This is a genomic window from Mesotoga sp. Brook.08.105.5.1 (assembly GCF_002752635.1).
GTDB lineage: Bacteria > Thermotogota > Thermotogae > Petrotogales > Kosmotogaceae > Mesotoga.
In genome coordinates, this window is sequence record NZ_AYTW01000041.1 from 77732 (window position 1) to 91334 (window position 13603).

Annotated in this window: 9 protein-coding genes; 3 read left to right on the forward strand and 6 right to left on the reverse strand. The window is 47.2% G+C overall.

Translation table 11 applies throughout. The features are described from left to right. The first annotated feature begins 141 nt into the window (after positions 1-141). Positions 142-1242, forward strand: coding sequence for a M24 family metallopeptidase (locus V512_RS12385; RefSeq protein WP_243392429.1), 1101 nt, complete (start codon positions 142-144; stop codon positions 1240-1242). A 1667-nt stretch (positions 1243-2909) separates the two neighbouring features. After that, positions 2910-4385 carry an MFS transporter gene (locus V512_RS12390; protein WP_099830768.1) on the forward strand — a complete coding sequence of 492 codons (1476 nt, stop codon included), beginning with the start codon at positions 2910-2912 and terminating at the stop codon, positions 4383-4385. Here V512_RS12390 and V512_RS12395 read toward each other — a convergent pair. After that, on the reverse strand, positions 4382-6325 hold the full coding sequence (locus tag V512_RS12395) for an ABC transporter ATP-binding protein (RefSeq protein ID WP_099830769.1): 1944 nt from the start codon (positions 6323-6325) through the stop codon (positions 4382-4384). The genes V512_RS12390 and V512_RS12395 overlap by 4 nt on opposite strands. Position 6326: 1 nt before the next feature. Continuing rightward, entirely contained in the window at positions 6327-8057 is a 1731-nt protein-coding gene (locus tag V512_RS12400) for an ABC transporter ATP-binding protein (protein ID WP_099830770.1), read from the reverse strand. Between the two features lie 166 nt (positions 8058-8223). On the opposite strand from V512_RS12400, the gene V512_RS12405 reads away from it, so the two are divergent. Further along, a complete protein-coding gene (locus V512_RS12405) occupies positions 8224-9570 on the forward strand; it encodes a patatin-like phospholipase family protein (RefSeq protein WP_099830771.1) in 1347 nt (448 codons plus the stop codon). Here V512_RS12405 and V512_RS12410 read toward each other — a convergent pair. The 4 genes from V512_RS12410 to V512_RS12425 all read right to left on the reverse strand — a co-directional run bounded on the left by V512_RS12410 (position 9488) and on the right by V512_RS12425 (position 13022). Then, complete coding sequence (locus tag V512_RS12410) at positions 9488-10699, reverse strand: hypothetical protein (protein ID WP_099830772.1); 1212 nt, start codon at positions 10697-10699, stop codon at positions 9488-9490. The genes V512_RS12405 and V512_RS12410 overlap by 83 nt on opposite strands. Positions 10700-10755: 56 nt before the next feature. Beyond that, positions 10756-11877 (reverse strand): NDP-sugar synthase, encoded by a 1122-nt coding sequence (locus V512_RS12415; RefSeq protein WP_099830773.1) that lies wholly within the window; start codon positions 11875-11877, stop codon positions 10756-10758. 11 nt (positions 11878-11888) lie between these two features. Further along, positions 11889-12368: a hypothetical protein gene (locus V512_RS12420; RefSeq protein WP_243392430.1), complete on the reverse strand. Its 480-nt coding sequence runs from the start codon at positions 12366-12368 to the stop codon at positions 11889-11891. 180 nt (positions 12369-12548) lie between these two features. Next, on the reverse strand, positions 12549-13022 hold the full coding sequence (locus V512_RS12425) for a pyridoxamine 5'-phosphate oxidase family protein (protein WP_207759768.1): 474 nt from the start codon (positions 13020-13022) through the stop codon (positions 12549-12551). Positions 13023-13603 lie beyond the last annotated feature (581 nt).

The window sequence follows — 13603 nt, forward strand, 5'->3', positions numbered from 1 at the left end:
TATCACTAAGAACGGAAGTCTATTTTGAATGCTTACAAATTCCGTCGGAACAAGGAACCAAAGTATGAAAGTCTATCAGTGCATATTCGCTGAATATTCTTCGTCCCCTCTGATAGAATAGGTTTAAAGTGAGCTGGAGGGGTGTGTTTGACTAGACACGAAGTTGTCAGAGAATACATCGGGGAAGCTTCCGTAGAAGCAGTCCTCTTGACAAGAAACTCGAATATTCAGTGGTTCTTCAAAGGCGAGGTCGATCCGAGAATAGACACCTCATCTGACTTCGGAGCCTTCTGGCTTTTAGTCACGGAATCGATGGTAGTTGCACTTAGTCCAAGTTACGATGCTGAAAGAATCAAGGACGAGATTCTTCCGGCGGGGATTGAGATACTTGCTATCGACGAATATAAAAACTACAGGGAGACAATAAGCAAAATATGTGAAAAGTTCAGAAAGACTGCAGTAGATTGCGAACTTTTCCTCTCCTGTTCAAACTATGTTCCTTTGGACAAATCCTTCTATGAGAAAATGCAGATTCTCGACGATCGAGAGATATTGCGTCTGAGAGTAGTTGGAAAACTTACTGAGAATATCTTGTGCGAGTTTGCACCTGAACTGCAGCCCGGTATGGCGGAGCTGGAAATCGAAAAAGTATTGAGGGCTATCTTCATCGAGTCAGGACTTGAAGCTCCAACTCTGTGCGTAGCTTCCGATGAGAGAATTGCAAAGTCTCCTTATCCGGTTTCAACAGCAAAAAAGATAGACCGCTATTTGATGCTCAGGGCGACAATAAGGAAGCAAGGACTTTCCGTTTCTCTCAGCAGATACTTCCACTTTGGAGCCGTGCCTCACTCAATTGAAGAGAAGCACGAGAGAGCCTCCGGCGTTGCCGCCAAGGCTGCTGTTGCGATAATGAGGGCAAAGAGCATGGGCGAAGTATACGAAGAGATTAGAAACGCATATATTGCTCTTAATGCGGTAGATGAGATAACATACTTCAGCCCCGGGGGAAGCATAGGTTACATTCAGAAAAGATTTTCATTTGCTCCGAACTCATCTATTGAGATGAGATCTCCTGCCAGCTATGTCCTTTGTCCAAGGATAGGCGGTCTGTTCAGTGAAGACACCGTACTTCTTAATCCTGACGGCACGGCCGAGTTTGTAACACTCGGAGAAGACTTCCCGAAGGTAAAAGTCAGGTTCGAAAGCTTCCGGGTTCATAGACCGTGGGTAATGATCATATAATTCATCGCATGAGTCAACCTATCCCCAAACCCTCTGTGTAAGATCGCTCGCCAAAGAAGCTTATGAGCTGGAAGAACCGCTTTTCGCTTTTAAGAGCCGTCCTCCGAGAAGACCGAGACCGCTGAACGCTTAAAAGCGGTGAACCCGCTGAACGCTGTTCAAAACAACGTTGTCCGTCAACGGTCCGCCGTTTTCCGACCAAGAAGAGCATTTCAAGAGACTTATAGAGTTTATTGGCTCTTGTTCTTATAACTCACAACTTGCATCTTGGAACTTGCAACTGTTTCAAAGATCGAGATCCTGGCCTGAACATTGCCAGGATGACCTGAAGCAAGAAAGGACAGTCATCCCGTGATGCACCTGCACGGGATCTCGCCCTGAAGATCCGCTATACGCTTAAAAACGGTGAACCCGCTGAACGCTGTGAAGAGCCGCTATACGCTTAAGATCAAGGACCCGCTGAATGCTGTTCAAAACAACGTTGTCCGTCAACGGTCCGCCGTCCTCCGACCAAGAAGAGCATTTCAAGAGACTTATAGAGTTTATTGGCTCTTGTTCTTATAACTCACAACTTGCATCTTGGAACTTGCAACTGTTTCAAAGATCGAGATCCTGGCCTGAACATTGCCAGGATGACCTGAAGCAAGAAAGGACAGTCATCCCGTAGAGCCTGCCCTGATGTGCACCTGTTCAGGGTACCTGCACGGGATCTCGCCCTGAAGATCCGCTATACGCTTAAAAACAACGTTGTCCGTCAACGGTCTGCCGTCCTCCGAGAAGACCAAGACCGCTGAACGCTTAAAAGCGGTGAACCCGCTGAACGCTGTGAAGAGCCGCTATACGCTTAAGATCAAGGACCCGCTGAACGCTGTTCAAAACAACGTTGTCCGTCAACGGTCCGCCGTCCTCCGAGAAGACCGAGACCGCTGAACGCTGTGAAGAGCCGCTATACGCTTAAGATCAAGGACCCGCTGAACGCTGTTTAGAGCCGACTTTGTTGAAAGCAAACCCGAGAACCTTTTTCTTAAGGAAAGAGCACTGTCGAGACGTTCGCTGCGCTCACGAGAAGGCGAGAACTCCCTCTCTCCTGTTTCTCGTACTCTCTCCTCCTCTTGTGCTCTCCATGCTCTTCTTTGAAACAGACACCCTCCGCCACTTCGTGACCCTACTCCCTCAAGGGAGGACTTAAGATCATCATCCAAAGAGCTTGATAGGTCTTGAAGCTCTGCTCGGAGAACGGTGAACCGATAACGGATAACCTTTCTTATTCAACTTGCATCATGGAACTTGCAACTGATGCGTTTCTCGGAGGACGGTGGACCGTTGACGGTTGACCTGAGAGGCCTGCTGCGAAGCGTCATCACTTCCCCGGACGTTTCTCCGGGCATCACTTCCTCGCGCTAGCGAGCCTCACTTCCGGCGATGCTCTTCGCCGCATCACTTCCCCGGATGTTCTTTCGGGCCTCGCCTCCTGCCGAAGGCAGCAATGCGACCCGGTGTGATCTTCGCCAGCCTTGTGTGCGTCGATGTTCCTCGGCGCCTTGCATCCCTTTACTATCTGTGTACAGAAAATGAAACGAAAGAGTTTGGGATAGTGCCACATACGCGGTGCTTTCAATGATAAACTCTCAAGTGAATCAGCTGATTTTGATCTGGCGGGAGAGTCAATGGACGACTACCTGGGTTATAACAAACCGGAATACAGAAGAACTAGAAGACGTGCGATCTTCGAGGGGTCGTTCTTCAACATGGCCTTTCTGGTTACTCAAGGCTTCATAGTAACCGGTCTAGCTCTTGAATACGGCGCTTCTGAGATGCTAATCGCCATAATTGGAGTTCTCCCTACGCTTGCTCAACTAGTTCAGCTGCTTGCGCCATTCGTGATGAAGTTTTTCAAGGACAGGAAAAAGGCGATGCTTTTCAGCGCACTTATCGGGAGGATACCACTTGCCTTTATTCCCGTTACACTTGCCCTGGGGATCAAATCGCAATCGCTGCTGCTGATTCTCCTTTCTTCAGTTGCGTTTGGTAACTCTCTTGTGGGCACTTTCTGGGCTTCGATAATGGGAGACGTCATCGATCCCGAAAAGACAGGCAAATATTTTGGTAGACGTAATCTGATTCTCTCTCTGGGCACAATGCTTATCACTCCATTGTACTCGTTTATACTGGATCGTTATACGGGTTCTTTGGGATTTGTCATTGTAACTTCTATGGCAAGTGTATTTGCAGTAATAACGATTGTTCTTCTCAAGAGCCACTATGCTCCTCCAGTGAAGACGTTTGGCCAGGGAAGAGTATTCAAGGAAGTTTTTGCCAATCTCAGATTCAGGCAGTACTTGAAGTTCGCTGTAGTATGGAATTTTGCAATTACTATCTCCGGACCTTTCTACGCCTACCACCAGCTTGTGAACCTCGAGATCAGCTACTCGTATCTGAGTGTTATGAGTATAGTCGCCTCACTTGCCTCCATGATGATGTACGTTGTTTGGGGCAAGATATCCGACCAGATAGGACACCAGTCGGTTGCGGAGTTTGGAGTACTTGGAGCAACGATTCTCGCTCTTATGTGGATTTTTGTCACCCCTCAGACGGCTGCTATACTAATACCTGTCGATGCCGTAGTAACGGGAGTTGTTTGGAGTGCAATTAACCTGTGTGTCTTCACCATGATGATGGGGATGATCAGGGGTCACTCGGTGGAATCCTATGTGGCCGTTCAGGCATTCTTGAATGGTCTGGGTGCTTTGGCCGGCTCTCTCCTAGGAGGTTTTGTCGCTTCGTACTTGAAGGGAAAGAGTATGACGATACTGGGAGTAGACTTCTACGGCATTCAGGTGATCTTCCTGCTGGGCTCCTTCTTCAGGTTCATGGCGTTTCTTCTTCTCAAGAGAGTGCAGACGACAAAGATTAAGACTGTACCTCAGGTCTTCTTCAACGTCATGTCTACTGTGGGAAGAAGAATGGCTACGAGACCGTATGAATTCCCCATGCTTCAACTCAGGCCTAAAAAGAGAAGACCTGAGGACGAGCCTTTGAAGCTCGACCTGCCTGCCTCTCTGGAGGATACAAGCGACATCGAAGAGAACACTTCCGAAGAACCCAAAGACGGCGCTGACCAGGAAAAGAGATCAGACTCCTAAGCGATATCTCCAAGCTCGTACTGCAGTCTGTGGAGATCCGAGTATATTCCTCCCTTTGAGAGGAGCTCATCGTGAGTTCCCGACTCTACAAGCATACCTTTATGAATCACCATTATTCTGTCTGCATTTCTTATGGTGGAGAGCCTGTGAGCGATCGTGATCATTGTCTTCTCTTTTGAAATTCTCTCCATAGCCTTCTGAATTAGAGCCTCTGTCTCTGTGTCGACATTCGCAGTCGCCTCGTCGAGAACAAGAATATCCGTATTGAAGGCAACGGCCCTGGCAAGCGCAATCAGCTGTCGCTCTCCGGCAGACAATGTGCCCCCTCTTTCAAGGATTACTGAATCGTATTTATCTGGAAGGCGATCAATGAAGTGATGAGCATAGACGTACTTTGCAGCCTCTATAGCCTTCTCCCTCGAAATCGTCTCGTCGAAGAGACGAATATTATCGAGAATACTTCCTGAGAAGAGGAAGACATCCTGTAGTACAACTCCAACCTTCTTACGTAAACTCTGGAGATTGTAGTCGTAGATGTTCTTGCCATCTATCCTTATCTGGCCGGCCTGAATCTTATACAGTCCGGTGAGAATGCTGATGATCGAGGTCTTGCCGGCTCCAGTTTCGCCGACGAAGGCGATCTTCTCCTTCGGTTTCACCCCAAAGCTGATGTCCTTCAACACTTTGTGCTCACCGTCATACGCGAAGGTCACATTTTCAAACTCAACGCTTCCTTCGAGCGCCTTCGTGGCAGCCTTATCGGGATTGTATGTCTCTTCGTTCTCGTCCATCAGCTTAAAGATCTTCTCGGCCGAGGCAAGCGCATTCTGTACAATGTCGTACTTTTCTGCGATGTCATGCAGCGGTCGGAAGAACATATCGATGTACGAAATGAAGGCAACAAGCACTCCGAAGGCCAGCGTGTTTCCCAGAATGCTTTTTACGCCAAACCAGATAACGATAGCTATGGTCACATAATAAAGAAGATCCAACAGCGGTCTGAAAATGGCAAATACCCAGAGCTGTTCCATAAGGCTCTTTAGGTGGCTCTTGTTAACCGAATCGAACTCGCTCTTCTTCCTAACTTCCTGATTGAAGACCTGGGTGATAGACATGCCGGAGATATGCTCGGCAAGGAAGGCGTTGATTATCGCAAGGCGCGTTCTCACCTTTCTATAGGCTATCCTGTCGAAGTAACGGAAAACGAAGATCGCTCCCGCAATGATCGGAAGAATGGCCACTGTGATCAATCCCAGGTAAGTAGATAGGTTAAGCATTATTATGATGATTCCTCCCAGCAGGAGGACGTCTTTCACCATCGACGTAATGACGCTTGTAAAGAACTCGGCAAGATTCTGCGTGTCGTTAGCAACCCTAGTCGCCAATCTTCCGCTGGGATTCGTGTCAAAAAACCTCATCGGCACTCTCAGAAGATGCCGGAAGAGGTCCACCCTGATACCATGAGTTATCTTCTGTCCCATGTAGGATGTTGCATAGACCTGCCCGTAATTGACGAAGAAAAGCGAAACGAGGATCAGGATCATGAAGATTGCTATCTGACCTATCCCGTTAAGGTCTTGCACCCTCAAGTCTCTGAGTTGTTCTTCGGTTATCGGATAACTTGTCGTACCGTCGGTCACACTGTAGAGACCCGACTCATCCTGTTGGAGATAGAAAACTCCTTCATCGGATTCAGCGAAGCTAAAGGAACCGTTTTCTTCAACCACGACCAGCGAATACTGATTGTCCATGTAGTTGTCTATTGCTCTTCTCATCAGGAGTGGTGGAAGGAGATCAAGCACCGAAGAGGCTCCGATCAAAATCAAACTGAGAATCAGAATAGCGACATAGGGCTTCGTATACTTCCACAGCCTGAAGACGACTCGCCAGTCTTCAACCTTAAGTTTCTCTTCTACTTCGCTGTATACGTTTTCGGCCATGCTATTCCTCCTCGAGCTTTTCTTCTAACATCTGTCTCTCGTACATCCTCTGGTAAAGGCCTCCGCCCTGAACTAGATCGGAGTGTACGCCCCTCTCGACTACCTTGCCTTCATGGAGCACATAAATCTCGTCGGAATCCACCACGGCCTTTAACCTGTGAGAGATGACGATTATCGATCTGGTGTCCTCGGAGTCCTTCAAGGATTTTAGAATCTCCGTTTCAGTCTCGGTATCGACGGCCGAAAGGCAATCATCGAGCACAACGAGCGGTGCCTCCTTTATGAGTGCCCTCGCTATAGAAATCCTCTGTTTCTGACCTCCCGAAAGGGTCACGCCTCTCTCACCCACAATGGTTTTGTACCCATTGCTGAAGCCTTCGATATCCTCATGAATCGAGGCGATGCTCGCGTACTTTTTAACTTCTTCGTCGGATATTCCCATGTCTCCGAAACGAATGTTGTTTCCAACGGTCTCGGAGAAGAGAAAGGTCTCCTGCGGAACGTAAGCAACATTTTCTCTTATCGCCTTAGGTTCCAGTTTATTTATATCCACTCCATCTATGAACAGCATCCCTTCGTCAACGGGGTACAGCCTGGCGATCAATTTTGCAATCGTCGACTTTCCCGAGCCAGTGGTTCCGACGATGGCTATCTTAGAGCCGGGTCTGACTTCGAAATCAATGTTTTCAAGGGCAGGTCTGCTTCCGGTCGGGTAGGTGAAGGTGAGGTTCTTCATGACTATATGACCTTCAAATTCGTCGATTTTTACAGGGTCATCGGTAGTTATGTTGTTATCTTCTTCAAGGACTTCCATAAGCCTTCTGTAAGAGGCGCGTCCTCTCTGGATGATGTTGATCACCCAGCCAAAGGCCGTCATCGGCCAGATCAGCATTCCCAGGTACGAAGTGAACGTGATGTACTCTCCTAGAGTTATCTGACCCAGTATTACCATGCGTCCTCCAAACAATGTCGCCAGCACAGTACCAAGCATAGAGAGAGTTTGAATCAACGGGAAGAACATTCCCCAGACCCTTACAAGAGCCATGTTCTTCTCTACATACATATCTGACTTATCGGAGAGCGTTCCATTTCTAAGGTCCTCGATTCCGTAGCTCTTTATAAGCCGGACTCCTGAGATGGACTCTTCAATTGTATCTGTAAGATCGGAAAAGGATGCCTGGACCATTTTGAATCTCTTATGAATCATCTTTCCAAAGAAGGTTGAAACGATAGCCAGCGCCGGAAGCGGAGCGATTGAGATCCATGTCAGATTCCAGTTCGTGAAAAGCCCCATTGCAAAGATCGTTACAGTTACGAGAAAGAAGGCATCTATGATCATGACAATCGCAGGACCCATAGCCATTCTTACGGCATTCACGTCGTTCGTAAATCTGGCCATAAGATCGCCGACCCTCGTCCTGTCATAGAAGGTTGGTGGAAGCGTCAGAAGCTTCTCGAAGAGAGTCTTTCGAGTGTAGTACTCGAATTTTCTTGCCGCCCCCATTATGAAGACCCGCCAGAACAATCTCGTTATAAAAAGTCCGAAGGCAACCCCGATAACGGCAAATATAAGCAGTCTGACAAAACCTAGGTCCTGGGCACCACCTCTGATTTCATCTACTATCAATCCAATCACTCTTGGAGTAATCAACATTAGCAAATCGACAAGAATAAGAAAAATAGCGCCATAAAGGTACCTTGGCCAGTTGTGTTTCAGGAAGTCTCTTATCAAAACAATCGCCTCACTAGTCCGGTAAACTAACTTAATATGATACACCATTTCGAGAGAGAACTCGTGATTGGTTCATTAAATATGGATTCTGAGTCTCTTCCTTTCCAATGTATAATAATATCATCAAATTCTTCATACAACTTTGGAGAAATCTGGGGGAAGAGAAATGAGGAGAGCGCTTCTAGTTTTCTCGGTAGTTCTACTTGCGGTCACTGCTGTCTCGGTCGCTGTGGTTTTTTCTGGCGGTGGAGGTAGAGGTGCTTACGAAATCGGTGTTTACGGAGCCATGCTTGATCTCGGTTTGGAAATCGATGCCATTTACGGCTCCTCTGTCGGAGCAATCAACGCGGCCGGTCTTATCAGTGAGGGCTTTGAGGCTGCGAGAGATGTGTGGTGCAGCATAGATTACCAAGAGCTTATGAATGCCTCTCCTCATTTGTACGAACTGATCCAGGGAAATCTCCTGGGCCTCGATGCGATGGAGCTAGCTTCGGCAATGAGAACTCTCACCTCCGAAAATGGAATAGACATAGAACCCATGAGAACCAAGATGAAAGAAATGATCGTTGAGGAAAAGGTGAGAGCAAGCAATATAGAACTTGGAATCGTTCTCTACTCTCTCAGTGGCTTGCGACCTTACGCAATGTACAAAGACCTCATCCCGGAGGGAAAACTGGTCGATTTTGTTCTGGCAAGCGCGAACTTTCCCGCCTTCGCGCGTGAAGAGATAAACGGAGAGGTTTTCATAGACGGAGGCGTCTATTCTAACTTACCTCTTTTCATGGCAAAGGAGAGAGGCCACGAAGAGGTTGTCGCAGTCGACCTTATTGGAATCTACTTTGGAGAAGCTCTCGCTTTTATAAACATCTTCACCGATGGAATGAAGGTCACGTTGATAGAACCTTCAGAGCAATTTGGGACAGTAATGACCTTTGATCCTGAGGTCTCGAAGAAGTATCTTATTTGCGGTTATCTCGATACAATGAAGAAGTTCGGTGTTCTGCGGGGTGATAGCTATTTCATTCTAGGAGATGAGGATCCCTTGAGAGCCCATTTTCTTTCACTAGAAGAAGAATCGAGAATTGAGGCGCTAAGACTTCTGGGGCTTGTAGGTGTCGAAGGCGAGACGGCAGAATACCACTACTACCGGGAATTCATTCCCTGGCTGGAAAGCATTGTGAAGCAGCCCTACTCGAGAACCTGTCATCTCGTTACCGGAATGCTCGAAGAGATGGCTGCCTTTCTCCAGATCGATAGACTGGCTCCCTACTCGCCATCAACTCTAATGTACGAAGTCATTACGGCGTTCAGCGCAGATAACTTTCAGAGCGAAAGGGATCTCACGTACCTGACCAGATACAAGAAACTCTTTGTTTTTCTCGAATTCATAGACGATCGGAAGCCCTGCACATCGGAACTTTCCAACGAGTTTAGATCCTTTGCAGAAGAGTTTCAGGAGTCTGTTGGACTTTTGGAACAAACTTGCTCGCAGCAATCCCGTATATCTCACTGAGTGAAAGCGGTCTCTTCAGCAGACTCTTTCCGTAGACTATGTAATGTTTGTACTCCTGGCCTCCTGCGCGCCGGGCATTTGCGATCATCCTGGCGTTCATTGAGCTGATGGATGATCCTTCGATCTCTTTGAAACCCATATTCTGGATATTTCTGTACGCTCTCAAGAACATGGCCGAAGGCACGCCCTTGTTTCTGAAATCGGGAACGACAAAGAGTATCGCCGCCCTCACCCGTTCAAGAGACTTTCTCTTACTAAGCAGCTTGTACCACCCAAAGGGAAATAGCTTGCCGTCAATCTCGCGAATGAGCGGGCTGAAATCCGGCAGCGCAACAAAGTACCCTATTGGCCTTTCTCCTGATTTCGCGATGATTACCATTCTCTGATCGGCTACCGTCCTGAGTGTCTTGGCCATATCACACAGTTCTTCATATGTGGGAGGAAGAACGTCCTCTTCCCACTTCGGAATAGCTTCTTCCATGATCTTCTGAAGATCCGCGGCGACATCCTTTAGCCGCTTGAAATTGGCCTCTTCAACGCGGAACCCGTAGCGATCCATTGCGATCTCGGTAAACTTTATCTCGCGCTCGGATATGACTTGCTCAAGATCGTATCTGAAGGCAAGATATTTCAAGTAAATATCGAAGTCTTCAAAAAAGTCAACATAGTATGGGGGATTGTAAGGCATCATAACGGCAGGCGGATTTTCGAAGTTATCTATCAGTAGCCCTCTATAATCGTCGCCGTTAGTAGGGGAAACAGGTCCCTTCAGATACTTCATGCCCTTGCTCTTTGCCCAGCTTTCGGCAGTCCTAAGCAAGGCGTCGGCAACGGCCCTATCGTTTACCGACTCAAAGAGCGTGAAGTATGCATGCTCGACAGATTTCGCACTATTCATTACCTCTTCGATGCCCACTGCGATCCTTCCTTTAACGATATTTCCTTCTTTGGCAAGGAAGAAATCGTGTGGACCGTTCGCAAGGAGCTGTGAGCTTTTGCTCTTCAATACCGCCTTAATCTCGTGGCTTAGGGGAGGGACCCACAACGGGAAATCAAAATAAAACTTCTTGGCAAGATCTATGAATTCTTTCCTGTCCCGCTGACTCCTGACTTTGACTATCTTCAACATAAGGCAACTCCTCAAAAAAACGTATGGACAATTGTAGCACGATTAAAGATAGCTCTCTAGTGGACAGTGGAGTTGCCTTCCAAAGACCTCACATCCGAAATGTAATTCTTGAGATTCGAGTCGGCGATACTTCCCCCGCTCCCGTCTACTGTCACGTAGTACTCAGATGTGATCAATAAATTCTTTCCCTTGAAACCGGGTTTGATCCGCGTATAGTCTCCCACAAAGACGTTACTCAGTTCAACGCCGCTGTGGATTTTGCAGTTGGATCCAATCATTACCGGCCCTTCAAGCTTCACGTTCTTCTCTACGAGAGATCCCGCACCTATAAACACGGGCGTAATTATCTTCGTAGACTTCTCCAGAACCGAACCCGTTCCTATCCACAAACCTTCGGTAACTTGCTTTCCAGAAGGCTCAAAACCTCTTATTTGACCTCTTAGAGCCATCCCAAGGATTTCAAGATAGTCCGAATTCCGCCCTATATCGTACCATTCGATCTTCGTGTCCAGAGAGAAGACCCGCTCCTTCTTCTGAACAAGCAATGGCAAGAGTTCTCCCCCGATGTCGAAAAACTGTTTGCTTGGGATGTAATCGAAGACTTCAGGCTCAAAGATATATATACCTGTGTTTGCCAGATTAGACCTTGCTTTGTCAATCGGTGGCTTTTCCTGGAAGGACTCAACCCTTCCCGAAGAATCGCTAACGATAATTCCGTAATTCGAGACCTTCTTCGTCTCGACTTCCTTTGAGATTATTGTTGCCATAGAATTGCTCGCTTTATGAAACTCGTATGCTTTCGCGATATCGAAATCGACAATAGCATCTCCGCATAGCACAATAAAAGTCTCATCGAAGAATCCAGACTTTTCCTGAATCTTCTTCAGTCCGCCTGCCGAACCTACGGGCTCCGGAACGAGCTGGCCATTCTCAAAGTGACCTTCGAAGGAGTAACCTATTCTCACACCGAATCTGTAGCCGCTTCTCATATAGCTCTGAAGGACTCCGGCAAGGTGTGAGACGTTAACCATTATCTCCTTCACATCATACTTTGCAAGTAGTTCGACAATGAATTCGATTACAGGCTTTTCAATAATGGGAAGCATCGGTTTTGGCAGCCTGCTTGTTAGCGGTTTAAGTCTCGTCCCCGCGCCAGCTGCTAAAATCATGGCTTTCATCCAGACTCCTCCTATCTCTTAACAGATCTCAGATTTTTGTAGACTACCAACCCTCCAACTGCAAGCAGCGAGATTCCTATGAAAATCCCAAGCACTTTCGGCGCCAGTGCTATGAGCAGAAAGAGCATGGAGATTGCCGATAAGAACGATGCTGCAACCAGAACGCCATTATCCTTTTCAACTCCGGCAAAATACGACTGAAAGAGGCCAACAGCAGGAGCGGCTATGAATAGCACCCAGCCGCCTCTCATTATGAAGCCCGGGAAAATAACATTAAAAGTCAGGATTACAGCGACCGTTAGCAAAATGCCTGCAGGCACAAAGAGATTCTTGTCCCGTCCAGTGAATGCTCTGTATTCCATGAAAATCCCAGGAATCCAGATAAACAATAGCCAGAGATTGAAAGTGAACGATCTGACAAAAATGATTAGGATCCCAAGCAGAATCATTATGGCTCCAATTATAGTTCTCATAAGAGCGTTCCTGTTCATCAACCATCGCCTCCAGTTAGTTCATTCATCGGAATTATAACAAGAAGAGATGCCTTTACGTATTCAAATCAAATACCTGAACCTTTAGATAGGCTTCCGATGAATGGACAGAATACTTAATACGGGCAAACCCGATCAATCCATTTTACTGAGCAAGAAAAACCAGAGAACGACTGCGAACTACTTTATCGATGATTTTCCTGTCAAATGAAGGATATCGATACGGATAACACAGGTGGCCTTCAAGGCGTTTTTAATCTCCTCTACTCCATCCTCAACGTAATCTGCCGCATACTTTGAAAGGAGCTTCATTAAGGCCTCTGTCTTCTCCCCATCGTCTTCCAGTATCGAGGCCCTTCCAAAGGCGATGGCGCTTCTAAAGATCGTAGAAAAAGACTCCGGAATCACTTTAGAGGACTCAACAACACAGAAAGAAACATTGGGGTTTTGAGAAAGGTTGTCAAGCTTGTGACCGGTGGTGGCGCAGTGAAAGAAAATGCAATTGTTTTCGTACGTGTAGTTCACGGGGATCCCGTAGGGCATCCCGTCTATACCTACAGTAGATAATACCCCATAGGAAGCGTTTTTCAGAATTTCACTAGCTTCGTTCAGTGACAGCTCCTTATCCGATCTCCTCATCTTCCTGAACTGCAAAGTTTTCACCCCCCCGAATGTCTCCTTTGTATTGTACCTTACAAGGCAAAGACAAAAGGCGATATTGGTCCATCGTTGACGTTACATCGTATCGTCGTCTGGAAAGCCCCGCTGATCGCTGGAAGAGCCGCTGTACGCTTAAGATCAAGGACCCGCTGAACGCTGGAAGAACCGCTGGACGCTTAAGAACAAGGACCCGCTGAACGCTGACGAAGACAACGTTGTCCGTCAACGGTTCGCCGTCCACCGCCCGAGAAGAGCAGCTGTACGCTGGAAGAGCGGTCCTCCGTCAGCCGTCCAAGCACAAGTACCCGTTCACCGCTAAGACCATCCGATCGAGAAAGAGCAATGTCGAGACGTTCGCTGCGCTCACGAGAGGTTCTGTCTCTTTTTTTGTGTAAACCCCTTTTTTGTAATGGGTTTAAGAATCAGCTTATGTACTTAGCTAATCTTTCATACTTTATCACAAGTTGAGTAAGGATCTTTGACCATTCAAGGGTTCTTACTGTCCATTTCTTTGTTATATTTATTATTGCTAGATAAGCCATCTTTAAGAGAGAAGTATCCGTAGGAAAGACTCC